The organism is Sphaerisporangium sp. NPDC005289 (assembly GCF_040607455.1).
Taxonomy (GTDB): domain Bacteria; phylum Actinomycetota; class Actinomycetes; order Streptosporangiales; family Streptosporangiaceae; genus Sphaerisporangium; species Sphaerisporangium rhizosphaerae.
Genome location: NZ_JBEXGS010000010.1, coordinates 253,788 through 277,725, shown reverse-complemented (window position 1 = coordinate 277,725; position 23,938 = coordinate 253,788). Strand labels below are relative to the sequence as shown.

Here is a 23,938-nt window from a genome sequence, read left to right as displayed (position 1 = left end):
TCGCCCCTCACGTAGGGCCGTCGGTGCACGGCGCGGCGCGCCGCCGTCCGGGCGGACTCTGCCCATGGATCGCGACCTCATGCATGACTGGGAAAAGTACCAGGCCAGGCGCCGCCTTCGGCTGAGGCGGCCCTGCGACCCGCCGTCAGCCGCTGGTGACCGAGGAGATCTCGGCCAGCGGGAACTCCAGGTAGTCGCCGGCCTCCTCGCACCAGGCGTCCAGCACCCCGCGCCGCAGCTCGCCGTGGCTGATCGTCGCGGTGAGGCCGTCGGACAGGGTGATGAGCGCGCGCACGCCCCGGTCGACGACGAAGCCGAGCAGGGACTGCTGGGCGGTCGGCAGCCGGGTGGCCAGGCGGCCGATGACGGCCCACGTCTGGCCGGTGTGCCGTTCCTCCGCGAGGGCGCCCGCCAGCCGCCGGGCGTGCTCGCGCGGGTCGGGCGGCGGCTCGGCCAGATGCACGTGCGGCTCCTCCAGCTCGGCCACCCGGCCGCCGGGCAGCAGGATGAGCCGCCCGCCCTGCGGCTCGCGCCTGACCGCGATCTCGCCGCTGTCGTCCACGGGAACCGGCGCGTACCCGGCGTCGCGCAGGGCGGCGAGCGTGCGCGCGGCCGGGGCGGCGCCGGCCAGGACGGTCGGGGCCAGCAGCCGCAGGCCGAGCCGGGCCAGGCGGCGGTGGCCGGCGATCTCGGCGAGCAGCGCCGGGTCGGAGCCCTGGATGATGCAGCCGACGGTGGTGACGGTGACCTCGCCGTACCGCCGGGCGACGTCTCTGACGAGGTAGGTGAGCGGCTGGGGGAGGGTGCCCGCCGCGCTGAGCTCCTCAAGGAGGGAGTCGGCGGTGTACCCGGCGTCCAGGGCCCGCCGCACGCTCGCGGGGCTGAACCGCCACACCGACGCGGCGCCCTGCGACTCGCGGTCGGCGGCGCGGTCGAGCAGGCCCGACAGCTCGGCGGCGGGCGGGCCGGTGACGACGGCGGTCAGGTCGGCGCCGAACAGGGCGGTGCGCTGCGCGCCCGCCAGCGCGTGGACCGAGGACTCGACGAGCCCGGGGGCCCGCTCGACCTCCGGGACGGTCTCGTCCTGCTCGTCTCCGGCCGAGGCCGAGCCGATCGCGGCCAGGGCCCGTCCGAGGGCGGTGAGGGTGTCGGAGGCGACCAGGCCGAGCAGGCGGGCCTCCGCCAGGACGGCCGGGCAGCACTCGGCGAGCAGGTCGCGGTCGAGGAGCGGCGCCCGCCAGTGCACGGCCTGCACCAGTTCGGGCATGCTCGCGAAGGCCGCGTCGGGCGGGAGGGTGGCCAGCGTGGCCAGCACGGCCCAGCGGATGCGCGCCACCGTCTCGCCGGAGGGGTCGTCGCAGAGCACGGTCGGGTATTTGCCGGCGGTGCGCCGCAGGGATGAGCGCTCCATGCGCCACCACGCCGCGAGGAGGGCGCGCAGCCGCGTGGGGGCGTCCTCCAGCCGCCAGGCGTCGAACCGCTTGGTCGGCACCAGGCCGCCCGCCGGCTCGTCCAGGGCGAGCAGCCGGGCGACGGCGCAGGCCTCCAGCAGCAGCCGGGACTCCTCCTCGGTGCAGCCGGTCTCCTTCACGACCCGGCGCACCTCGCGGACCCCGACGCCGCCGCCCTTGAGCAGCGGCAGCGGGGTCTTGTCGGTGTTCTCCAGCAGCGCGGCGGCCCGGTCGACGGCGTGCGGGGCGGCCAGGCACATCTGGTGGTCGACGGCCTCGGGCTCCACCGGGACCGTGCCGAGCTGCGGCGGCTCGGGGGTGAAGGGCGCGTGGTAGTCGGGGCCGCGCAGCGCGAGGGCGACCTCGCGGGGCATCTCGGCGATGTCCCACTGGGTGCGGTAGAGCAGGCCGTGGTCGGCGGCCCACTGCTCGGGGGAACCCGGGGCGACGAAGCGGTTGCCGTCCACCCCGCGCACCGGCCCGTCCCAGGCGAACTCGTCCAGCAGGCTGACGGTGCCGTCCGGGGCCTCGCGCAGCAGGGCCGACAACCGGTCGGCGTCGGACAGCACGCCGGTGATGCGGGTGATCAGCTGGCGCTTGCCGCCCTGCGAGGCCAGGCCGAGGCCGCGGCTCATGCGGCGCAGCCCGTCGGTGTTGAGCGTCCAGGAGTCCAGGTAGGACAGCAGGGGGTCGCCGAGCCCGCAGGGGGCCGTCCACCAGCGGGCGACGGCCCCGGCGAGGTGCAGGCGGCCGTCGGGGCCCGGCCATGCGAGGGCGTGGTCGAACAGGTCGTCCAGCCAGGGGAGCACCTCGGCGGTGGTGACGCCGAGGAAGCGGGCCAGCTCCTCGGCGTTGGCGCGCTCGCCGATGACCAGGCAGGCCTGCAGGATCTCGAGGGGAGGCAGGGGAAGGCCGCGCATGACCTCCATCACCGCGAAGGTGTCGTTCAGACGCCGGGCGAGGGTGTCCAGGCGGCGGGGCCAGGGCGCGGCGATCGCGTCCGGGCGGTTGGCCAGCAGGCGCGCGAGCCGGTCTTCATCGAGGGTCGTCAACCAGCCGAGCAGGTGATCATCCATCACAGCTCTTTCAAAGGTCTCGCGGGAGTCACCAAGAAGCAACCGTAATGCAGAGCACCCGCTTGACGGATCGACCTTGCGGAATACACCCCCGAATCCTTGACGCGTTTCCCACGGCGCGGGACGGTGCGCCGGCCATGGCGGTGGAGGGGACCGGGCCGCGTCGCCGGCGTCCGGCGCCGCTCACCTGCTCAGGAGGGCCCCCGCGACCTCGATCAGCTCTTCAGGACGGCCCACACGACCTTGCCGTAGGGCAGCAGGGGGTTCCACCCCCAGCGCAGGCTCATCGACTCGACGATGTGCAGGCCCATGCCGCCGACCTCCAGCGGCGAGGGGTCGCGCATCACGGGGGCCGCCGACCCCGGGTCGGCGAAGACGCAGCCGACCAGGGAGCCCATGCGGATCATCGACATGCGGATGGGCTCGCAGACGCTGTGGCGCGGTTCGCACGGGCCGGGCATGAGGCCGTGCCGCAGCGCGTTGGTCGCCAGCTCCGACACCACGAGCTCCATGTCCTGCACCAGGTCGCGCATGCGCCAGCCGATCAGGCTGCCGGCCGCGAAGCTGCGCGCGGAGTGGACGGACTCCGGGCGGGGAGGCAGCACGAACGTGGCACTCGACGTGCCCGCCTCCGGGGGAGCGAGATCGCGCGCGGGATGAGGCCACCAGCCGATGGGAGGCCACCAGTCGAATGCCGACCACTGGTTCGGCCCACGTGTCAGGTCCGTGGAGTGCACGAGATCATGATGGGCCAAACTCGTGTGCAGGTGCAAGAGCGAATGCACGTGCAGAAGGGGCGTGCAACCGCTACGGTTGCCCTTGGGAGTGAAACCGAAGGGGGACCTCACGCGCGATCTTTGACAGACTGTGAACCAGTCCACAACCGGAGGAAAGCACGTGTCCATCGATCCGCCTGGCTCGGGCTCAACGGTTCGGCGCATCATGCTGGGCGCCAGCCTACGCAGGCTGCGTGAGGAGCGCGGGCTAACGCGCGAGGTCGCGGGATTCCACATCCGCGCCTCCGAGTCCAAGATCAGCCGCATGGAGCTTGGACGGGTGGGGTTCAAGACGCGTGACGTCGAGGATCTGCTCACGCTCTATGGCGTCAACGACGACGCCGACCGCCGTGGGCTGCTCGAGATGGTCCGCGAGGCGAACACCCCTGGATGGTGGCACAAGTACAGCGACCTGCTCCCCGCATGGTTCTCGACGTACGTCGGGCTCGAGGAGGCGGCGTCGGTGATCCGCACCTACGAGGTGCAGTTCATTCCGGGGCTGCTCCAGACGGCCGCGTACGCCCGGACGGTGATCAGGCTCGGGTACCCGGATGTGTCCGACGACGAGATCGAACGCCGTGTGCATCTGCGCTTGCACCGGCAGGAGCGTCTCCTGCGCAACGACGGACCGAAACTCTGGGCCGTCATCGACGAGGCCGCGCTGCGGCGGCCCATCGGTGGCAAAGAGATCATGTACGAGCAGTTGCAGCACCTGATGGCCGTCGCCAGCCTGCCGGCCATCACTTTGCAGGTGATGCCGTTCCAGTTCGGTATGCACGCGGCCGAGGGTGGAGCGTTCACCATCCTGCGTTTTCCGGAGTCCGACCTATCGGACGTGGTCTACGTCGAGCAGCTGTGGGGTGCCCTTTATCTGGACAAGCGTGAGGACATCGATCCGTACCTCACGGCCATGGAACAGCTGTGCATCGAGAGCACAACGCCCGGGGGCACTGCCGAGATACTCGGCGACATACTCAGAGAGATCTAGATGAACCAGCCATACAACGGAATGCCGGCCACGAGCCTCACCGGCGTCGCGTGGCGCAAGAGTGTTCACAGCAACTCGCAGGGCAACTGCGTCGAGCTTGCGAAACTCCCCGACGGGGGCGTCGCCGTCCGCAACTCCCGATTCCCGGACGGCCCGGCCCTGATCTACACCGCTGACGAGATCCGGGCCCTGGTGCTCGGCGTCAAGGACGGCGAGTTCGACAATCTGGTCGCGTAACACCCTGTTCACATATCGCGCGTCCGGTTAACCGGAGAGCGCTGATCGCGTAACCGGGGTCGTCCATCGGCCCGGCACACTGGTCCCGTCCGCTTCTTCGTGAAGTTCGTGGGGGCCCGTGATGCTGGATCAGATGACTCTCTACCCCGTAGCCGATGATGTGCTGTTCGCGCCGGGGGGCCGCGTCGTGATCCGTACGTACGGCGTCGCGTCCGCGGCCTCCACCGAGGACGGCAGCCGCCCGGTCTCCTACCGCACCTGGGTCACCGGGGTCAGGGACCAGCCGAGATACTGGCGCTGGGGCCACTTCGAAGACGCCCGCCACGGCCACCGCAAGGTCCTTGAGTGGCTGACCGGCCGAGGCCCGCAGCCCAAGCCCGTCACCTCCTTCTGAGCGGCCCCTGCCCCGCTCCGTCCGGCCCGTCCTCCCTCTGACCCGCCCCGCCGCCGTGCCCCTCAGGAGGGGGCGGTGAGGTAGCGCTGGACCGTGGGGGCGAGCCAGGCGACGATCTCGTCGCGCGTCATCTCCACGACCGGCGGCAGGCACAACACGTAGCGGCACAACGCCATGCCCAGCACCTGGGTGGCGACCAGACCGGCCCGCCGCGCGGCGTCGGCGGGGTCGGCCGCGGGCACGGCGACCGTCGGCCCGAGCTGCCCGGCGAAGATCACCCGTAGCCGGCCGGCCGCCTCCGCGTTGGTCACGCTCGTGCGCAGCAGCACCATCAGGGCCTCGTCGGCCTCCCAGCGTTCCAGGAAATGGGCCACCAGCGTGGCGCCGAGCCGGTCGCGGGGGATCGCCGTGAGATCGGGGAGCCGGAGGTCGAAGTCCGCGGCCGCGGCGAAGAGCCGCTCCTTGCTGCCGAAGTAGCGCATCACCATCGACGGGTCGATGGCGGCGTCGGCGGCGATGGCGCGGATGGTGGCGCGCTCGTACCCGTCGGCCGCGAAGCGCTCGCGCGCGGCCGCCAGGATCGCGGCCTTGGTGTCCTCGGACGATCTCCTCATGCCAACAAGTGTAGGCCAACGCCTGTTGACATGACGATCCCGGCGACGCAGACTTATGCCAACGGTTGTTGACCAACAAGCGTTGACACAGGAGGTCGCCATGTTCCCCGCAGCCACCACAGACGTACTGGTCGTCGGCGCGGGCCCGACCGGGCTCACCACCGCCCTCGGCCTGGTCCATCAGGGACGCTCGGTCACCGTGGTCGACGCGCGCGCCGCGGCGGACACCACCACCCGCGCCGCCGTCGTGCACGCCCGCACCCTCGAGGTGCTGGAGCCCTACGGCGTGGCCGGCCGGCTCGTCGCGCGCGGCCTGCCGGTGCCCCGTTTCACCGTCCGCGACCGGGACCGCGTGCTGGTGCCGGTGCCCTTCGGCGGTCTGCCCACCCCCTACCCCTACACCCTGATGATCTCCCAGGAGGTCACCGAGGCCGTGCTGCTGGAACGGCTCACCGAACTCGGCGGCCAAGTCCTGCGCCCCTGCACGCTCTCGGCGTTCGAACAGGACGCCTCAGGGGTGACCGCCACCTTCACGACCGGCGAGACCGTCCGCGCGCGGTACCTGGTGGGCGCCGACGGCATGCACAGCACCGTGCGCGAGCAGGCGGGCATCGGGTTCACCGGCGGCGCCTACGCCGAGTCCTTCAGCCTCGCCGACGTGCGCCTGTCCGGCGGAGGGGTGCCGGACGACGAGGTGATCCTGTACTTCTCGCCCGCCGGGCTGGTCGTCGTGGCCCAGCTCCCCGGCGGTGTCCACCGCATCGTGGCGACCGTGCAGGAGGCGCCCAAGGAACCGGACGCCGCGTTCGTCCAGGACCTGCTCGACACGCGGGGGCCGCGGGCACGGCGGGCGATCGTCCGTGAGGTGCTGTGGGGGTCGCGGTTCCAGGTCCAGCACCGGATCGCCGACACCTACCGGGCCGGGCGCGTCCTGCTCGCGGGGGACGCCGCGCACGTCCACAGCCCGGCCGGCGGCCAGGGCATGAACACCGGCATCGCCGACGCGGCGGCCCTGGCCCGCACCCTGGACGAGGTCCTCGCCGGAGGATCGCCCGACCTGCTGGACGCCTACGGCGCGACGCGCAGGCCGGTGGCCGAGCAGGTCGTCTCCCTCGCCGACCGGCTGACCCGCCTCGCCACGGCGGACCGCCGCCTCACGCCGCTGCGTAACCTGGCACTCCGGCTGTTCACCCTGCACCCCGCGGTGCGCCGCGACCTGGCCTGGCGCCTGTCCGGCCTTCGCTACCGCTGATCTCCGCACCGCCCGCCGACCGCGCCTGACCAGGCGACCGCTCACCGCGTGCCCGCTCCAAGGTGGCGAGCCCGGGGGAGCCGGTCGATCGGCGACCTTCACGGGTGGGCCGGCCGGAGGGGAAATAGTCATGGCCGAGTGGCTGTTGCATACGTCCGTTCGTGCCGTCATCGGGTGAAAGGGCGTTTCTCCATGGCTCTGCCGCTGTCCATCCTGGATCTTGCGTACATCCGTGAGGGAGGGACGGCCTCCGACAGTCTCGCCGCCAGCGTCGCCCTCGCCCAGCGGGCCGAGGAGCTCGGATACCGGCGCGTCTGGTACGCGGAGCATCACAACATGAGGTACATCGCGTCCTCGGCGACCAGCGTCGTCATCGCCCACGTGGCGGCGCACACCCGGACGATCCGCCTCGGATCGGGCGGCGTCATGCTGCCCAACCACTCCCCGCTGACCATCGCCGAGCAGTTCGGCACCCTGGAGACCCTTCACCCCGGGCGCATCGACCTCGGCCTCGGCCGGGCCCCGGGCAGCGACCAGCAGACCATGCGGGCCCTGAGGCGCACGCCCACCTCCTCGGACGCCTTCCCGCAGGACGTGCTGGAGCTCCAGGGCTACCTGACCGGCGAGAGCCGCATCCCCGGCGTCCACGCCATCCCGGGCAAGGGCACCAACGTGCCGCTTTACATCCTCGGCTCCTCGCTGTTCGGCGCCCAGCTCGCGGCGGCGCTCGGGCTCCCGTACGCGTTCGCCTCCCACTTCGCGCCCGACGCGCTGGAGGAGGCCGTCGCCCTCTACCGCCGTGAGTTCAAGCCGTCCCCGCAGCTCGACCGGCCGTACGTCATGGCGGCGCTCAGCGTGATCGCGTCGGACACGACCGAGGAGGCGCGCGAGCAGCAGCTCGCCGCCCTGCGGCTCAGGGTGCACAACTTCCTCGCGGCGGGACGCCCGTACGACGAGCAGGAGGCCGACATGCTTCTGGCCTCGCCCGCGGGGCGCCAGATCGGGCGGATGACCAAGTACTTCGCCGTCGGCGACCCCGCGGAGGCCGCGGCCTACGTGGCCGAGTTCGCCGAGCACGCCCAGGCGGACGAGCTGATCGTCTCGCTCGCCTCACCGGACGCCAAGGCGTCGATCAGGTCGGCCGAACTCCTGGCGGAGGCGCACGGCCTGTCCGCCTGACGGCCCGGCCCGGGCGACCCGCGAAGCCGGAACTCAGCCGGGGGGCGCGCCGTCTCCGGGGAGCGCGCCCCCTCGCCGATGCCGGACGTTCAGGGGGTGACCTGGGCGTTCCAGCGGGTGAGGGCCGGCTCGCCGTGCTCGTACCCGAGGGCCGAGATGGTGCCGGTGTCGAGCACGAAGTGGCGGCCCTCCCGCGGCGGCAGTTCCAGCCACCGGGCGGTGAGGACACGCAGGAAGTGGCCGTGCGCGACCAGCGCGACGGTGCCCTCGACGCCCCTGACCCGGGCGATCACCCGGTCGGCGCGCTCGGCGACCTGCTCGATCGTCTCCCCGGGGTGCTCGGCGTCCCCGGGGATCACCCCGTCGCGCCACAGGTACCAGCCCGGCCGCTCCACGCGGATGTCCGCCGTGGTGATGCCCTCGTAGCCGCCGTAGTCCCACTCCCACAGGTCGGGGTCGGTCGCGACGCCGGTCAGGCCGGCCAGCTCGGCCGTGTACCGGGCCCGCTCCGCCGGGCTGACCAGGACGAGCGAGAAGGTCCTGTCCTTCAGCGCGGGCGCCAGAGCGCGGGCCTGGTCCTCGCCCTTGGGCGTCAGCGGGAGATCGGTGCGGCCGGTGTGCCGCCGGTCGCGGCTCCACTCGGTCTCGCCGTGCCGGAGAAGAATCAGCTCGTCCATATCGGTCCATCATCTACCGCCCGTGCACGTGCACGTCGGCGGGGGTGCCGGGCGGATCCCGCCGTGTCCTGATCTGTGGGGTGGAGGTCCAGGGGCGCGGGCGCGGCGGCGGGGATGAGTTGCGACAGTGGAGGGGAAGACGCCGGCTTCGCGGAGGGCGAGCCCCAGGGCCGGCTTCCGTCGAACACAAGGAGTCCCCGATATGAGCGAGATCATCGCAGGCGTCGCCATCCCGGACTCGGCGCTCGCCACCGAGGCGACCGAGCTGGTCCGTGACAGCGCGCCCGAGTTGTTGTACGACCACTCCCGCCGCGTCTACCTGTTCGGCGCCCTCCAGGGGCGCCGGCTCGGCCTCACGGCCGATCCCGAGCTGCTGTACGTGGGCGCGATGTTCCACGATCTCGGGCTGACCGACCGGCTCCGGAGCGACGACCAGCGGTTCGAGCTGGACGGGGCCGACGAGGCGCGCCGGTTCCTCGCCTCGCACGGCGTCCCGGAGGCCGACATCCGCAAGGTGTGGGAGGGCATCGCCCTGCACACCACCCCCGAGATCCCCTACCGGCTCGAACCGGAGATCGCCCTGGTCACCGCCGGGGTGGAGACCGACGTTCTCGGCATCGGCTACCGGGACCTGGACCCGGGCGACGTCGCGGCGGTCACGGCGGCCCATCCCCGGCCGGACTTCAAGCGGCGCATCCTCCAGGCGTTCACCGACGGCTTCAAGCACCGCCCGGACACGACGTTCGGCACCGTCAACGCCGATGTCCTGGAGCACTACGTCCCCGGCTTCCGGCACATCGACTTCGTCGAGGTCATCCTGAAGTCCGACTGGCCGGAGTGACGTGGATCGCGGGAGCGGGGACCTGGCCGGCGGCGGCCGGTCAGGCGGTGGAGTCGTCAGGCGGGCACTTCTTGCGGAACCAGACGGTCTTGGCGGGGCCCTCGGGGGAGGGCAGGACGCCCCATTCGTCGCAGAGGGCCTCGACGATGGTCAGCCCACGTCCGTGCTCGTCGTCGTCGATGCCGCTCCGGCGCTCGGGCCGTCCGGCCCCGTGGTCGGTGATCTCCGCGAGCAGCGTCTCCCCGGACACCCGGAGCGTGAACCGGATCGGCGGCAGCCCGTACAGGACGGCGTTGCTCAGCACCTCGGTCGAGGCGAGCACGATGTCGTCGGTGAGGTCGTCGCCCGCCCCGGCGAGCTGCCACTTGCTCAAGGTCTGCCGGATCATCTTCCGCACGTCCGCGAGGACGGTCGGATCCCGGGGGATGTCCCAGTACGCGGCGCGTTGCCCGTCCGGAGTCCCGCTCATGTGTGTCCTTGTCTATGCCGCATATGACCTGGAAGACCCTACTCTGTCCAGATTTGGGGTGTTCAGGCAGGTGGGTGGGGTCGCGCCCCTCGCCGCCTCGTCGGTACGGCGGTCCCGGAGCACGCGACCCATCCGATCGGCGGCCTCCGGGGCCACGGGCTCACACTGCCCATCGGCGGTCGTTCCAGTAGCCGGAACGCGAGGACGCGACCTCGATCCGAATACGAGCCCGCGCGCCTTCCGGTGGGCCGCTACTGCTCTTCGCGGCGGGGGAGTGGAGCGCGTTCCTCGCCGGGGTCAGGAACCGCGACCTCGAAAGCTGAGAGGTCCGGGTCTGGCGGGGGAGCGATCGGGTGTGGGGTTAGGGCACGTCCGTGGCAGCCGGCAGCCGAAACCGTCGGTCGACACGTGGATGACGGTCCTGGCCCTGGGGGTGTGTGAAGGATGAGGGCGCGACAACTCATCACCAGGGTCGGTCGGCCTGGCTTGTCGGCCCTGTGGACATGGAGGCCTCCTACAGTGGGTGTTCGTGCTTTACGGAAGATCTGCGGAAATCAGCGCGCTCGATGAGGTGATCGCGCGGGCTCGCGACGGCTTCGGCGGCGCGGTGGCGTTGCGAGGCGAGGCGGGGGCGGGCAAAACCGCTCTGCTCAACGCGGCGGCTGCGTGCGGTGGCGCGATGCGAGTGTTGCGGACCACTGGCGTTGAGTCCGAGTCCGACCTCGCGTTCGCGGCGCTGCACCAGGTGCTGCGGCCGGTGACCGGCTCGCTCGATGCGTTGTCAGAGCCGCAGCGCCTCGCCGTGCGCGCGGCCTTGGGGCTGGCCGCCGGCGGCGGCGGCGATCGGTTCCTGCTGGGCGCCGGCGTGCTCTCGCTGCTGGCCGAGGCTGCCGCGCCGGACGGGCTCATGTGCGTGGTCGACGACTTCCAGTGGGTCGACCGCGCTTCGGCCGATGCGCTGCTGTTCGCCGCCAGGCGGTTGGGGACGGAACGGATCGTGATGCTGCTCGCCGTGCGCGGAGACGCTCCCGTCAAGGGAGTGCCGCTGACGGTGGACGTGCGGGGCCTGCCCGAGTCCGCTGCAGCCGAGCTGCTGGAGTCCCGCCACGGTGTGCTGCCCGCCCAGGTGAAACGGGAACTCATCACACTGACCGGCGCGAATCCGCTCGCCCTGGGCGAGATCGCCGCCCGCCTGACGCGCCCGCAGCTCGCCGGACGCGAACCACTGCCCGACCCGCTGCTCGGTGGCGCCAGCCTCTTCGGCGATCGGGTGACCGGGTTGTCCGGCCCTGCCCGGCTGGTCGCCCTGGTCGCCGCCGTCGAGGCAGACCTCGACCTGGTCCTGCGCGCCACCGACCGGTTGTTCGGCGAGCGACCGGTACGGCCCGTCGCGATCGCGGCCCGATCGGCCTCATCCGCGACCGGGACGGACGCCGGAGCCGGGCGGGTGGCATTGGCCGAGCTGGAGGAGAGCGGGCTGGCCGAGCTGTCCGGCACGAGCGTGCGCTTCCGTCATCCGCTCATCCGATCAGCGATCCACGAGATCGCCGCCCCCGCCGACGTCCGCCGCGTACACGCCGTCCTGGCGGAGCTGACCGAGGGCGACCGCCGCGCCTGGCACCTGGCCGGAGCCGCTCTGGGCCAGGACGAGCAGGTCGCCGCCGCGCTGGTGGCCGCCGCGGAGCGGGCGCGCGACCGTGGCGGGTACGGCGCCGCCGCCACGGCCCTGGCCAGGGCCGCCGAGCTGACCCCCGAGCCGCGCGCCCGGGCCGTCCGGCTGAAGGACGCCGCCGTCGCGGCCTGGCTCGGCGGCCGCCCGGGACAGGCGCAGTCCCTGCTGGCCGAGGCGCGTGAACGGGCCGACGGGGACGCGACCCTCGCCATGGAGATCGCCCAGTTGCGGGGCCGGTTCGAGCTGAACGCGGGCAACGCCGCCGAGGCCGTACGGATCCTGGCGGCGGGCGACAGCTTGGACATGCTGGCCGACGCCGTGGAGGCGGCCTCGTACGTCGGCGACACGGCGGCCATCGTCGGGTTCGGCCGGCGCGCGGCGGCGCACCCCGAGGGGTTCTTGCGGGACACGGTGACCGGGATCGGCCTGACCGCGGACGGCGACGCTACCGGGCCGGTCCTGCTGCGGCGGGCGCTGGCGCGGGCCGGAGAACTGGAGGATGCGGCGGGGTACCTGTGGGCGGCGGCCGCGGCCAGCGCTCTGGGCGAGCCGGATCTGGCCACCGAGATGGCCGACCGAGCTGGACAGGTGGCCAGGGTGTCGGGGATGACCGGGCAGTTGCCCGTCGTGCTGGAGTTCGTGGCGACCGCCGAGCGCCTTGCCGGGCGGCTGGCACGCGGCCAGGCCGTCTCCGAGGAGGGCCTGGCGCTGGCCCGGGAGGCCGGGTACGAGAACACCGTGGCGGCGCACCTGGCCAACCTGGCGGTGCTGGCGGCGCTGCGGGGCGAGGAGGAGCCCTGCGAACGGCAGGCCCGCGAGGCGCTGGCCATCGCCATCCCCCATCGGGTGGGGTTGCGCGCGGGAGTGGCCGCGTACGCGCTGGCGATGCTCGACCTGTGCCTGGGCCGCCACGCGGCGGCGCACGGCCGTTTCGAGGCCATCGCCGCGGCGGGACCGGGCGCCGGGCACCCGACCGTGGTGTGGCGGATGGCGCCGGACCACGTCGAGGCCGCCGTGGGCGCGGGTGACGAGGCGGGCGCGCTGGCCGTGCTGCAGGCGTACGAGCGGTGGTCGGCGCACGCGACGACGCCTGAGTCCCGCGCGCTGCTGGCCCGCTGCCGGGGCCTGGCCGACTCCTCCGTGGACGCCTTCGGCGAGGCGCTGCGGCTGCACACCAACCCGTTCGAGGCGGCCAGGACGGCCTTGCTGCTGGGCGAGTGCCTGCGCCGCGCGCAGCGGCCGGGCGAGGCGCGGGCGCATCTGCGGACGGCCTGGGAGACGTTCGAACGGGCGGGTGCCCGGCCGTGGGCGCGGCGCGCGCAGAGCGAGTTGCGGGCGGCGGGTGGCCGCGGGCAGGCCCCGCCCGCCGCCGTGCTCGACGCGCTGACGCCGCAGGAGCTGCGCATCGCGGGCCTGGTCGCCGACGGATTGTCGAGCAAGCAGATCGCCGCCCGGCTCTTCCTGAGCCCGCGCACGGTCGAGTACCACCTGTACAAGATCTATCCGAAGCTGGGCATCGGCTCCCGTACGGATCTGGCGCGACTAGTAGTTCTACAGAAGGCGCCCGTAGCCCACGACGCCATGCTGTGAGACATGCAAAACGTGACCATCTGGAGTGAAGAGTTCGGCGCGGAGACGGACACGCCGATCCTGCTGATCATGGGTTCGATGTCGCAGGGCATCCTGTGGCCGGACGAGCTCGTCGGCCGCCTGACCGCCGGAGGCCGCCGGGTGATCCGGTACGACCACCGTGACACCGGCATGTCAGGCACCGTCGACTTCGCGGCGGCGCCGTACACGTGGGACGACATCAAGAACGACGTCTACCGCGTGATGGACGCCCACGGATTGGAGAGCGCGCACCTGGTCGGCCACTCGGCGGGCGGGCTGCTCGGCCAGTTCGTCGCCGTGGAACGGCCGGAGCGGGTGCGCTCGCTGACCGTCATCGGCTCCTCGCCGCTCGGCGGCGGCGAGGGCCAGGTGCTCATGCGGGCCCTGACGGGGCAGCTGCACCCCGAGGGGAGCCTGCCGGAGCCGGCGCCGGAGTTCGTGTCCTTCTACCGCGCGCTGATGGCCGCCCCGCCGCCGCAGGACCGGCGCGCGCTGATCAACGGCATGATCGCCGAGCAGCGCGTGCTGCACGGCACCGGGCTGCCGTTCGACGATGACGCGGCGCGCCGGCTGCAGGAGCGGATCCACGACCGGGCCCGCGACCTGTCGGCAGTGGCCAACCACCGGCTGGCCGCGGCGGCCAAGGCCGACTTCGAGCCGGTGGGCGTGCTGCATCAGGTGAAGGCGCCCACGCTGGTCATCGAGGGCAGTCACGAGCCCGTCAAGCCGGGCCACGGCGCGATCATCGCCGAGCGGATTCCGGGCGCGCGGCTGATGATCGTGGCGGGCATGGGGCACACGCTGCCGCCGGAGGCACACGAAGAACTGGCCGCCGCCATCCTCGCGCACACGGCCGAGTGACGTGTAGCCGATGCTCACCATCGACCCCGGCTTCGCCGCACGCGTTCCTGATCGACGGCGAGCTGCTCGACAACGACCGGGCACGTCTCCGATTCTGCGAAACAGCGGGCGGCCCGCGCTCGCCCACCAACGGCAGGGCCTGAGCGGGACGGCCGGGAGTCAGTTGAAGGTGTCGGGGTCGGGGCCGGTGCGGGTGGCGGTGTCGAGGGTGGCGATGGCGGCCATGTCGTCGCCGGTGAGCTCGAAGCCGAACACGTCCAGGTTCTCGCGGATGCGCTCGGGCGTGACGGACTTGGGGATCACGATGGAGCCGAGCTGGAGGTGCCAGCGGAGGATGACCTGAGCCGGGGTCTTGCCGTGCCGCTCGGCGATCGAGGTGATGGCGGGGTCCTTGAGCAGGCCGCCCTGGGCGAGCGGGCTCCACGCCTCGGTGGCGATGCCGTGCTCGGCGTGGAAGGCGCGCAGCTCCGCCTGCTGCAGGTTCGGGTGCAGCTCGATCTGGTTCAGGACCGGGGGTACCTCGCAGTGGTCGAGCAGGCGCCGCAGGTGGCCGGGCTGGAAGTTGGACACGCCGATGGCGCGCACCCGGGCACGGGCCCGAGTGTGGTGAGAGGACACGGGTGTTTCTCGATGGAAATGCCGATCGCCGCCGGCTCGGCACTCCGATCGTCCGGGCACTCCGATCGTCCGGGCACCCCGATCGTCCGGGCCCACCGGTCGCCCGGGCCTGCCGGTCGCCCGGACGGGGGGGTCTGTCAGGGGATCAGGGTGGGGACGACGCCGCCGTCGGCGCGGAGGGCGGCGCCGGTGGTGGCCGAGGCGAGGTCCGAACTGAGGTAGGTCACCAGGTTGGCGATCTCCTCCGGGCGGATCAGGCGGCGCAGCAAGGAGGTGGGGCGTCCCTCGGCGATGAAACGGCGCTCGGCCTCCTCGAAGGGCACCTCGTCGCCGAACAGCTCGCCGATGAACTTCTGAACCCCCTCGGTGAGGGTGGGCCCGGCGAGCACGGAGTTGACGGTGACGCCGCTGCCTGCCACCGACTGGGCCATGCCCCGCGAGACCGCGAGCTGCGCCGTCTTGGTCATGCCGTAGTGGACCATCTCGGTGGGCGTCATCATCGCCGAGTCGCTGCTGATGAAGATCGCGCGGCCCCAGCCCCGCTCGACCATGCGCGGCACGTACAGCCGCGCCAGGCGCACGCCGCTGAGGACGTTGACCTCGAAGTAGCGCCGCCACTCGGAGTCGGGGATCTCGAACACCGGCGCCGGGCCGTAGACGCCGGTGTTGTTGACCAGGATGTCGACCTCGGGCGCGGCGGCGAACAGCGTGTCCGCGCCTTCCTCGGTGGCCACGTCGGCGGCCACGGCCCGGACGCCGGGGTTGCCGCTCGCCTCGCCGATCGCGGCGGCGGCCTCCTCGGTGCGCCGCTCGTCGCGGCCGTTGACCACGACGCCGGCGCCGGCCCGGGCGAGGGCGGTGGCGATGGCCTGGCCGATGCCCGACGTGGACCCGGTGACGAGTGCGGTGCGGCCGGTCAGGTCGATGTGCATGGCGAGGCTCCAGACGATCGCGTTCAGCGGTACCGTCCTGACGGTAGTTGCGCGCGCCGCCTATTGCAAACGCCGACATTCGGCGTACACCATCACATGTCCGGACATGGGGACCGGGCCGTGGCCGCCGTCCGCCACGCCCGGCCAGGAGCCGTGGTGCCGGTCAGCCGGCGACCGGCTCCTCGGCGCCGGTGCGGGTGCGCATCGCGTGCTGCACCAGTGTGACCAGCACGTTCTTGCTCGACTCCCGTTGCCGCGCGTCGCAGAGGACCACGGGTGTGGCGGGGCCGAGGTCGAGCGCCATGCGGATCTCCTGCAGGTCGTAACGCCTGGCGCCCTCGAAGCAGTTGACCGCGACGATGAACGGCGTGCCGCGCCGCTCGAAGTAGTCCACCGACGGGAAGCAGTCGGCCAGGCGGCGGGTGTCGGCGATCACCACGGCGCCCATCGCGCCCAGCGCCAGCTCGTCCCACACGAACCAGAACCGCTCCTGGCCCGGGGTGCCGAACAGGTACAGCACGTGGGCGTCGCCGATGGAGATGCGGCCGAAGTCCATCGCGACCGTGGTGGTCTTCTTCTCCTCCACCCCCGACAGGTCGTCCACGCCGACACCCCGGTCGGTGAGCGTCTCCTCGGTGCGCAGCGGGCGCGTCTCCGACACCGAGCCGACCATGGTCGTCTTGCCTGCCCCGAACCCGCCCGCGATCAGGATCTTGATCGCCGTGGGCAGCTTGGCGCGCGCCGCGCCGACGTCAGAGCGTACGGAGTCCATTGAGCACCGCCTTGTAGGTTTCCAGGTCGAGAACGTCCGTCTCCCGCGCGGGCTCCTGGATGGCGACGAGCCCTCGGTCCACGAGGTCGCCCAGCAGGACGCGGACGGTGCCGGCCGGCAGGTCCAGGTGGGCGGCGATCTCGGCGACCGACAACGGCCGCTCGCACAGCCTGACGATGGTGTGGTGCTCGGGGCCGAGGCCGGGCTCGGCCGCGGGCGCCGTGTTCAGGGTCACCACCAGGGTGATCAGGTCGATACGGCCCCGGCTCGGCTCGGTGCGCCCGCGCGTCATCACGTACGGGCGGACGATGCGCCCGGCCTCGTCGTCGAGCCACTGCTCCTCGGCCGGGTCGTCGGACAGGTGCGTCATGTGCCGCCCCCTTCCCTTCTGGCGGCGCCGTCGGAGCGGGCGGGCGAGGTGAGGTACTGCCCGACGCGGGTCACCAGCATGGCCATCTCGTAGGCGACCAGGCCCACATCGGCGTCGCCGGCGCACAGGACGGCCAGACAGGCGCCCTCTCCGGCCACGGTCACGACAAGGTAGGCCGACTTCATCGCGATGATGGTCTGCCGTACGGCTCCGCCCACGAAGCGCTCGCTGGCCCCCTGGGCCAGGCTCTGGATCCCCGCCGCCACCGCGGACAGGTGCTCGGCGTCGGCCCGCGTGAGGCCTTGCGATGTGGCCAGGAGCAGCCCGTCGGTGGACAGAACGATCCCGTGCTCGGCTTCCCTCACCCGCTCGACCAGGTCGTCCAGCAACCAGGCCAGGTCGGCGGGGGAACTCGTCCTTTGCATCACTCGCTGTCCTCTTTTACCGGCTCACACTGTTCACTACGTCGTCTCCATTGCTCTCCGGCGGTCACCTGGCGAGGCGGAGTTCGGTCACCCGCGGCCGTGGTCCGCGGGCTCACGGGGATGCGGTCGGAGGTTCGTCCTCCCGTGTCGGGGTGGCGTCCAGGCGGCGCGGCAGCCTGGCGGCGTCGGAGCGGCCGCGTTGCGTGCCGCTCTGGAAGGAGCCCATCAGCCGCCGCAGGTCCTCCGGCGACAGCTCGTCGTCCTCCTCGGCGGCGGCCGGGACCGGCGGCGGGGGCTGCTCGCGCAGCTCCGGCGCCAGGTGCGCCTGCGCGACGCGCCTGGGCAGCCCGGAGGGGGTGTAGGCGGGCCGCTCGGGCGGGGGCGCCGGCAGGTCCGGCAGCTCGTGGACGGGCGGGTCGTCCCACCGCGGGGCCACCGTCAGCAGCGGCGGACGGGAATCCTCGGGATCGTCGGCGGCGTGCACGGGAACCTCCCCGGTCGGACCGTGCCCTCCCTGCCGGGGCTCCGGCACGCCGTTCAGCGGCACGCCGGCGGGCGCCGCGTCCGGCTCGATTGCGGGCTCGATGTCGGGCTCGATGTCGGAGTCGGACTCGATCAACTCGCGGGGGATCAGGACGACGACGGTCGTGCCGCCGTACGGAGAGGACTTCAGCGTGACCCTGATCTTGTGCCGCGAGGCCAGGCGGCTGACCACGTACAGGCCGAGGCGGGGCGTGCCGCTCAGCTTGAACTCGGGCGGGTCGGCGATGCGCTCGTTGGCCGCGGCCAGCTCGTCCGGGGGCATGCCGAGACCGCGGTCCTCGATCTCCACGACGTACCCCTTGGCGACCTCCTGGCCGCTGACCTGCACCGAGGCGTACGGCGGGGAGAAGGAGACGGCGTTCTCGATCAGCTCGGCGAGCAGGTGGATGACGTCGCCGATGGCCCGGCCGGCGAGCTGCGCCTCGCCCATGGGCATCAGCGTGACCTGGGTGTAGTCCTCCACCTCGGCGAGCGCGCCGCGGACCACGTCGACCATCGGCACCGAGCGCCGCCAGGCGCGGCCGGGGGAGGCGCCGGACAGGACGATGAGGTTCTCGGCGTTGCGCCGCATGCGGGTGGCCAGGTGGTCGACCCGGAACAGGTCGGCCAGCTCGCCCGGCTCGGTCTCCCGCTTCTCCATGGCGTCGAGGATGGTGAGCTGCCGGTGGACCAGCGACTGGGTGCGCCGGGCCAGGCTGAGCAGGATGCCCCGGTAGCCGCGCCGCAGCTCGGCCTGCCCCACCGCGACCGCGATGGCCGTCTCCTGGACGATGTTCAACGCCTGGCCCACCTGCCCGATGGCGTCGTTGCCGACCGCGAGCGGCGGCGCCTCGGCCTTGACGTCCACGTCGTCGCCCCGGCCGAGACGCTCCACGACGCTCGGCAGCCTCTGCGAGGCCAGCTCCAGGGCGGCGGCGCGCAGCTCCTCCAGCCGCCGCACCAGCGCGCGGGCCGTGGTGATCGACAGCATGATGGACGCGATGACCGCCAGCAGGCCGAGACCTCCCATGAGCACCAGGCGGACGATGACGCCGACCGCCAGGGGCGTGGCCCGCTCGACCAGGGCGTCTCCGCTGTCCTGGATGAGCCGGTCGAGCTGGGAGAGGATGCTCTCGGCCGACGACCTCCACGTCTCCGCCCCGACGGGCGGCGGGCCGCCGCCCATGCCTTCCCGGATGAGCTGGTCTTCGGTCGAGCGGAAGCGCTTGAAGGTCTCGCTGTTCTCCAGCCGCTGGAAGGCGGCGTGCTCCACGGTGGGGAGCTCGGAGGAGGCCCCGGCCAGGGTGTACCGCCGGGCGCCGACCATCTGGCTGAAGGTGACCGCCTCGGCCGGGGTGAGCCCGCCCGCCGCCAGCGCGCCGGCGACGAACGCGTCCTCCTGCGAGATCAGCTCCTTGGCCCGCGCCATCGCGACGAGGGTGCGGGTGTCCTTGGCGAAGTCCTGGTCGTCCAGGCCGGCCAGCGCGTCGTAGATGTTGTAGACCGACTCGACGAGCTGGGTGAAGGCGTCGCCCGCGGCGTGGCGGTCGATCTGGCCGGCGTCGATGCGCTTGCGCAGGGGCACCAGGCGCTGGAGCGACTGGTCGGCCGCCGCGATGCGGCGCAGCACGATGTCGCTCGCCGCGCGGCGCACGCTGGCGTCGCCGATCAGGCGGTGGAAGGTCTCTCCCGCCGCCAGCGTGCGCGCGCGCTGGGTGGTGAGCGTCCCGCTCGGACGGTCGCGGAGGTCGTCCTCGCCCAGCGCGACCGTGGTCAGCAGGCGCTCGCGCTGGAGCTCGGTGATCAACCGCTCGGCCGGCTGGGACACGTTGGTGTCGAGTGTGTTCACCCACAGCAGGTTCAGGCCCTCGCGGAAGGTCACCCACGCGGCGAAACTCCAGAGCGCCACGAGTGATATCAGCAGAGCCGTGACCTTGGCACGTACCCGCGGATTGTGGAAGCGCATAACTCCATCCCTGGCCAAAGTCAGGAAGCCCTCCGTGCCGTCAGGGCGCATGATATCGGTGAAACCGCTGTGGAAGCATGTTATTGCATGGGTATCGCGTCGAAGCGGGCATTTCGCCGTGTCGACCCCGGAACCTTAGCATGGAGGAAAACCGGTCACACGCTCCTGCTGTCAGCACCAGTAAACATGGCAGTTAAGGATGGTCCTATATGGTGACGTCTCCCGTATGGTGTCCCGTTAGTCGCATTAATGGGCGGATTTCAGATGCGGTGCCACCGTCGCGTCACGCCCCGCGAGATGCAGTGCGCCGATGATCGCCGCGCGGACGACCGCGAGCGGCGTGTACAGATCCTTGTCGTGCCACATGGGCGTGCACGGCTCATCCTCGCCCGCGCGCAGCAGGTAGGCGTGCCCGGAGGCGACCGCGCGGTCGCGTCCGGGCTCCTCGCGCGCCGACTCGCAGAGCAGCAGCGTCTGCATGGCATAGGCGGTCTCCTCCGCCGTGCCCCGCCACAGCCCCCACGCGCCGTCCGCCCGCTGCCCTGACAGCACCCAGCGCACCGCCCGCCGCACGCGGTCGCGCTCGACGCGCCCGCCGCCGGCCGCGTCGAGCGCGACCGCGCAGCACATCGTCGCGTAGTAGGGGGACGCGTGCCACCGGTCCGACCAGCTCCCGTCGGCCGCCTGCCGTTCGAGCAGCCAGCCCGCGACCTCCGCCACCGCGGCCGCGTATCGGGGGGAGGCGTCCGGACGGCCGGTGGCGTACTCGCGAAAGCAGTCCAGGACGTGCGCGTTGGTCGTCGTCGAGAACCCCTGCTCGCCCTGCCAGGTCGCGAAGTGCGTCCCGGCCCGGTACCCCCACAGACTGGAGGGCTCCCCGGGCGCGCCGGCCAGGGCGAGGGCGTACAGGGCGACCGAGGTGGTGTCCGCGTCACCGGGCAGTCCCGCTCCCGCCGAGATGCCCTGCGGGCCGAGCCCCTCGTTCAGGCTCCGCAGCACCCGCGCCGGCATGGCGACCGGGACGCCCGCGCGAAGCAGCCAGCTCACCACCCAGCCGCGTTCGAACACGGTGATCGGCATCCCGCACGGCACCGGCCCGCCGTGCAGGCGCGCCACCGCCTCCAGGTGGACGCGCGCCGGATGGCCCGGCTCGGGAGCCCTCCCGGCGCCCAGCCACGCGGCCGTGGCGGCCGGCGAGGCCCCGACCGTCCCGGCCGGCGTGATCGGCACTCCGCGGGCGCCGGCCGCGGCGTCGCCCGCCACCTCCAGGGCGTGCATCAGCTTGTCCGGCAGCACGGCGCCCGCGCGCAGCGCCGAGCGGACGCCGGCCAGCTTGTCGGTCCGCATGCCCGACGGCAGGGACAGCGACGCCGCCCCGTCAATTAGGGCGGAGGGGGCCAGGCCGGCCGCCCGCAGAGCCTCCAGATGCCCGTTCATCGCCTCCACCAGGTACGGGACGATCAGTTCGACCGCCGGCATGTCGGGGCGCGGGCCCGGGTACCCGCCGCGCGACCACCGCAGCAGCGCCCGCAGCCCGCGCCCGGCCGCCGCGGCCGGCGTCCCGTGCTCGCCGTCCAGAGTCGTGGTCGGCGGGCCGCCGCCGGTGGCGCCGCCCGCCGTGCGGCCGCGCCGCAGGTCGGCGAGCAGGGCCTCGGTGGCGCTCAGCGTGGGCACCAGCGCGTAGTCGTCATGCACGCCCCACGAGCCGTCCGGTCGCTGGGCGCCGGTCAGGAACGCCACGCGCTCGGCGTGGCCGGTCAGCCAGGGGGCCAGCGTGACCAGCCGCCCGGTCTCGTAGACCGACGCGGTGACCTCGCCCCAGGGCCGCTCCGTCAGCCCCCGCACCAGCGCGCCGGCCCGCGCCGCCAGGTGGCCTGCGGTGTTCCCCGGCGTGTCCCCCGCGGTGGGGGAGGCGTACCCGTTCGCCGAGCCGCCGCGGCTCATGGCCGCGCGGCCCTTGACGTGAGGGGTGGTGCGGTCCGATGCGCCGGGGGGCGGGAGGAGGGCGCTCACAGCCGCCCCCAGTACTCGCCGAGCGCGTAGAAGCCGGCGCAGAAGTCCATCTGGCGCTCCAGGTAGTCGGCCAGCCGCGGGTGGACGTCCCGCACGCCGCCGATCAGCTTCCCGGCCTCGGCGGTGAGCTCGGCGACGCGGTCGCCGACCTCTTCGCGCGTGGCGCCGATCAGCAGGGCGTTGACGTCTCCCCAGCTCCGGTCCCGCTCATAGCTGCTCAGGTCGTTGAGCAGCCGCATCACCCGCTGCACCGCGCGGGCCGCCTCGCGCACCTGCTGGGCGGCCGTCGGGGCGTCCGGGCCGCCGGTGGCGATCCAGTGGCAGGTGAACACCAGGCTGAAGGCGTGGTTGTCGGCGTTGGCCAGGTACTCCTCCAGCGACGGGGTGGCATGGGCGGCCTTCCAGTCCCACTCCCGCACCATCGCCTCGAGCGTGCGCCGCACTTCGTCCTGCCAGATGTCCTCCATCGCCGGCCACGCCGGCGCCCCGGCCAGCCCGGCGCGGATGTCGGCGAGCATCCGGGCAAGGTCGTCCCCGGGTGGCGGCCCCTCGCCGGCCGCCACCTCCAGGCAGACCCGCGCGTGGCCGCGGACCTCCTCCGCCGAGGTGAGCGCGTAGTCGATCAGCCAGTCGAGCGCGAACGCCCACAGGCACGCCTTGTTGGCCGTCCTCAGCTCCTCGGCGGTGTGCCGCGGTCCGCTGAACGCCATCGCCATCGCCACCGTGCCGTACAGCGCGGCGTCGAACGGCTTGGCGGAGAACAGGGCGGGGTAGGCGGCCGCCCACTCGGTCATGTGCCGCTGCGATCGTCCGGCGACCGCGGCGGCCCGCCCGCATTCCACGGCGCTCAGGCCGTGCGCGAAGGACGCCGCCATCACAGCGCCCCACGCAGCAGGTGGGGGGCGCGTACCAGTGCCAGCTCCACCTTCTCCTTCGGGCGCAGCGACCCGGCCGCGGCCGGCGTGAACGGCCCGCCGCCGCGCACCACCGGACGGAATCGGCTCAGCAGCGCCGCCACGATGAGCGGCGCGGCCATGTCGAACAGATGCCGGCCGAGGCACTGGTGGGGTCCGCCGCCGAAGGGGAAGTAGGCGTACCTGTGCCTGCGCTCCTGCCGGCCGGGCGCGAACCGCTCGGGGTCGAACTCCAGCGGGCGTTCCCAGAACTCGTCCAGCCGGTGGGTCGCGTAGGGGGTGATCAGCACCTGCGCTCCGGCCTCGATCTGCACCCCGCCGACCAGGTCGGCCCGCTTGGCCATGCGCGGGAACAGCCAGCCCGCCGGCCGCAGGCGCATCAGCTCCTGCAGGACCATCTTGGTGTAGCGCAGCTCGGGCAGGTGGGAGGCCCGGACCGGCCCATCGCCGACGACCCGGCCGACCTCCTCGTAGAGGCCGGAGGCGACCTCCGGATGGGCGGCGAGCGTCGCCCACAGCCAGGTCAGTGTCGTGGCCGTGGACTCGGCCGCCGCCCCGTAGACGCTGACGACGTCGTCGCGCACCTGTCGCTCGTCGGCCCCCTGCTCCTCGCGGGCCCGGACGAGCGCGGAGAACACGTCGGTGCCGGACCGCCGCCGGTCCCGGTCCTGCCTGATCATCGGCAGGACGACGTCGTCGATCCGCTGGACCGCGTCCATGAAGGCCCGGTCGCCGGGGAGCCGGACGCTGTACGGCATCGACGGCAGGAGCAGGCGGAAGGCGATCGAGCGCGCCGCGCGGTCGTAGGCGGGGGACAGGCGGCGCCCGCCCTCACGCGACAGCCGCCCGGCGAACAGCACCTTGATCACTGTCTGGTTGACGACGTCGGCCAGTTCCTCGCCCGCGTCGAACGAGCGCCCCGCCGCGGCGTACGGCTCCAGTTCGGCGATCCGCTCGTCCACCGCCGCCGCCATCTGCTCGGCGAGGGAGGCGACGTACCTGGCGGTGAACAAGGGCTGCAGGATCTCGCGGCTGCTCTGCCAGGCGGCTCCGTCGTCCAGGACGCTCGCGCCGAGCAGCCGCTGGAGGGGCCGCCAGAACATCCCCTGGCGCTGGTAGTTCTCCCAGTTGCCGCGCAGGACGTGCTGGACGTCGTCGGGGTGGCTGACGAGGTAGATCGACGGGGTGCCCACGGGCAGCCGGACGATGCCTCCCGCCGACTCCCTCCCCAGTTCCGCCAGCATGTTCACCGGGTCGCGCACGATTGGCGCGAGTATCCGGCGGAGCGGAATTGTTCGGGCACGCCGG

General features: G+C 72.8%; 21 protein-coding genes and 1 pseudogene. 8 read left to right on the top strand and 14 right to left on the bottom strand.

What is annotated here, in order from left to right:
• Nucleotides 1–145 precede the first annotated feature (145 nt).
• Nucleotides 146–2,527 carry a helicase-associated domain-containing protein gene (locus ABZT47_RS19955; RefSeq protein WP_354843816.1) on the bottom strand — a complete coding sequence of 794 codons (2,382 nt, stop codon included), beginning with the start codon at nucleotides 2,525–2,527 and terminating at the stop codon, nucleotides 146–148.
• Nucleotides 2,528–2,742: 215 nt separating this feature from the next.
• The gene (locus tag ABZT47_RS19950) at nucleotides 2,743–3,264 is read right to left on the bottom strand and encodes an ATP-binding protein (protein ID WP_354843813.1); all 522 of its coding nucleotides are present in this window, start codon (nucleotides 3,262–3,264) and stop codon (nucleotides 2,743–2,745) included.
• Nucleotides 3,265–3,469: 205 nt separating this feature from the next.
• Here ABZT47_RS19950 and ABZT47_RS19945 point away from each other — a divergent pair, with 205 nt between their 5' ends.
• From ABZT47_RS19945 to ABZT47_RS19935, 3 genes are all read left to right on the top strand, one after another.
• Nucleotides 3,470–4,291, top strand: a complete 822-nt coding sequence (locus ABZT47_RS19945; RefSeq protein ID WP_354843887.1) for a helix-turn-helix transcriptional regulator — start codon at nucleotides 3,470–3,472, stop codon at nucleotides 4,289–4,291.
• Entirely contained in the window at nucleotides 4,292–4,528 is a 237-nt protein-coding gene (locus ABZT47_RS19940; RefSeq protein WP_248959591.1) for a DUF397 domain-containing protein, read from the top strand.
• Nucleotides 4,529–4,661: 133 nt separating this feature from the next.
• A complete protein-coding gene (locus ABZT47_RS19935; RefSeq protein ID WP_354843809.1) occupies nucleotides 4,662–4,922 on the top strand; it encodes a hypothetical protein in 261 nt (86 codons plus the stop codon).
• Between the two features lie 62 nt (nucleotides 4,923–4,984).
• On the opposite strand, the gene ABZT47_RS19930 is transcribed toward ABZT47_RS19935, so the two are convergent.
• Nucleotides 4,985–5,536, bottom strand: a complete 552-nt coding sequence (locus tag ABZT47_RS19930) for a TetR family transcriptional regulator (protein ID WP_354843806.1) — start codon at nucleotides 5,534–5,536, stop codon at nucleotides 4,985–4,987.
• A gap of 100 nt (nucleotides 5,537–5,636) precedes the next feature.
• On the opposite strand from ABZT47_RS19930, the gene ABZT47_RS19925 reads away from it, so the two are divergent.
• Together ABZT47_RS19925 and ABZT47_RS19920 are read left to right on the top strand one after the other, a co-directional pair.
• Nucleotides 5,637–6,788 (top strand): FAD-dependent oxidoreductase, encoded by a 1,152-nt coding sequence (locus ABZT47_RS19925; RefSeq protein ID WP_354843803.1) that lies wholly within the window; start codon nucleotides 5,637–5,639, stop codon nucleotides 6,786–6,788.
• Nucleotides 6,789–6,980: 192 nt separating this feature from the next.
• Nucleotides 6,981–7,967 (top strand): LLM class flavin-dependent oxidoreductase, encoded by a 987-nt coding sequence (locus ABZT47_RS19920; protein WP_354843800.1) that lies wholly within the window; start codon nucleotides 6,981–6,983, stop codon nucleotides 7,965–7,967.
• Between the two features lie 89 nt (nucleotides 7,968–8,056).
• Here ABZT47_RS19920 and ABZT47_RS19915 read toward each other — a convergent pair whose 3' ends face one another.
• The gene (locus ABZT47_RS19915; protein ID WP_354843798.1) at nucleotides 8,057–8,644 is read right to left on the bottom strand and encodes a histidine phosphatase family protein; all 588 of its coding nucleotides are present in this window, start codon (nucleotides 8,642–8,644) and stop codon (nucleotides 8,057–8,059) included.
• Nucleotides 8,645–8,846: 202 nt separating this feature from the next.
• On the opposite strand from ABZT47_RS19915, the gene ABZT47_RS19910 reads away from it, so the two are divergent.
• On the top strand, nucleotides 8,847–9,485 hold the full coding sequence (locus ABZT47_RS19910) for an HD domain-containing protein (RefSeq protein WP_354843795.1): 639 nt from the start codon (nucleotides 8,847–8,849) through the stop codon (nucleotides 9,483–9,485).
• A gap of 40 nt (nucleotides 9,486–9,525) precedes the next feature.
• Here ABZT47_RS19910 and ABZT47_RS19905 read toward each other — a convergent pair whose 3' ends face one another.
• Nucleotides 9,526–9,954 (bottom strand): ATP-binding protein, encoded by a 429-nt coding sequence (locus ABZT47_RS19905; RefSeq protein ID WP_354843793.1) that lies wholly within the window; start codon nucleotides 9,952–9,954, stop codon nucleotides 9,526–9,528.
• 523 nt (nucleotides 9,955–10,477) lie between these two features.
• On the opposite strand from ABZT47_RS19905, the gene ABZT47_RS19900 reads away from it, so the two are divergent.
• Together ABZT47_RS19900 and ABZT47_RS19895 are read left to right on the top strand one after the other, a co-directional pair.
• Nucleotides 10,478–13,216, top strand: coding sequence for an AAA family ATPase (locus tag ABZT47_RS19900; RefSeq protein ID WP_354843790.1), 2,739 nt, complete (start codon nucleotides 10,478–10,480; stop codon nucleotides 13,214–13,216).
• Between the two features lie 3 nt (nucleotides 13,217–13,219).
• Entirely contained in the window at nucleotides 13,220–14,098 is an 879-nt protein-coding gene (locus ABZT47_RS19895; RefSeq protein ID WP_354843788.1) for an alpha/beta fold hydrolase, read from the top strand.
• A gap of 159 nt (nucleotides 14,099–14,257) precedes the next feature.
• Here ABZT47_RS19895 and ABZT47_RS19890 read toward each other — a convergent pair.
• The 9 genes and pseudogenes from ABZT47_RS19890 to ABZT47_RS19850 all read right to left on the bottom strand — a co-directional run.
• A pseudogene (locus ABZT47_RS19890) lies at nucleotides 14,258–14,686 on the bottom strand (aldo/keto reductase); the annotation flags it as partial.
• A gap of 167 nt (nucleotides 14,687–14,853) precedes the next feature.
• Nucleotides 14,854–15,648: an SDR family oxidoreductase gene (locus ABZT47_RS19885; RefSeq protein ID WP_354843785.1), complete on the bottom strand. Its 795-nt coding sequence runs from the start codon at nucleotides 15,646–15,648 to the stop codon at nucleotides 14,854–14,856.
• Nucleotides 15,649–15,811: 163 nt separating this feature from the next.
• On the bottom strand, nucleotides 15,812–16,420 hold the full coding sequence (locus ABZT47_RS19880) for an ATP/GTP-binding protein (protein WP_354843782.1): 609 nt from the start codon (nucleotides 16,418–16,420) through the stop codon (nucleotides 15,812–15,814).
• Nucleotides 16,401–16,790 (bottom strand): DUF742 domain-containing protein, encoded by a 390-nt coding sequence (locus ABZT47_RS19875; RefSeq protein WP_354843779.1) that lies wholly within the window; start codon nucleotides 16,788–16,790, stop codon nucleotides 16,401–16,403. The genes ABZT47_RS19880 and ABZT47_RS19875 overlap by 20 nt, the downstream gene beginning before the upstream one ends.
• The gene (locus tag ABZT47_RS19870) at nucleotides 16,787–17,215 is read right to left on the bottom strand and encodes a roadblock/LC7 domain-containing protein (RefSeq protein WP_354843777.1); all 429 of its coding nucleotides are present in this window, start codon (nucleotides 17,213–17,215) and stop codon (nucleotides 16,787–16,789) included. The genes ABZT47_RS19875 and ABZT47_RS19870 overlap by 4 nt, the downstream gene beginning before the upstream one ends.
• A gap of 112 nt (nucleotides 17,216–17,327) precedes the next feature.
• On the bottom strand, nucleotides 17,328–19,703 hold the full coding sequence (locus ABZT47_RS19865; RefSeq protein WP_354843774.1) for a nitrate- and nitrite sensing domain-containing protein: 2,376 nt from the start codon (nucleotides 19,701–19,703) through the stop codon (nucleotides 17,328–17,330).
• 246 nt (nucleotides 19,704–19,949) lie between these two features.
• Nucleotides 19,950–21,716: a prenyltransferase/squalene oxidase repeat-containing protein gene (locus ABZT47_RS19860; RefSeq protein ID WP_354843771.1), complete on the bottom strand. Its 1,767-nt coding sequence runs from the start codon at nucleotides 21,714–21,716 to the stop codon at nucleotides 19,950–19,952.
• Nucleotides 21,713–22,591 carry a terpene synthase family protein gene (locus ABZT47_RS19855; RefSeq protein ID WP_354843768.1) on the bottom strand — a complete coding sequence of 293 codons (879 nt, stop codon included), beginning with the start codon at nucleotides 22,589–22,591 and terminating at the stop codon, nucleotides 21,713–21,715. The genes ABZT47_RS19860 and ABZT47_RS19855 overlap by 4 nt, the downstream gene beginning before the upstream one ends.
• Nucleotides 22,591–23,892: a cytochrome P450 gene (locus ABZT47_RS19850; protein WP_354843766.1), complete on the bottom strand. Its 1,302-nt coding sequence runs from the start codon at nucleotides 23,890–23,892 to the stop codon at nucleotides 22,591–22,593. The genes ABZT47_RS19855 and ABZT47_RS19850 overlap by 1 nt, the downstream gene beginning before the upstream one ends.
• Between the last annotated feature and the right edge of the window lie 46 nt (nucleotides 23,893–23,938).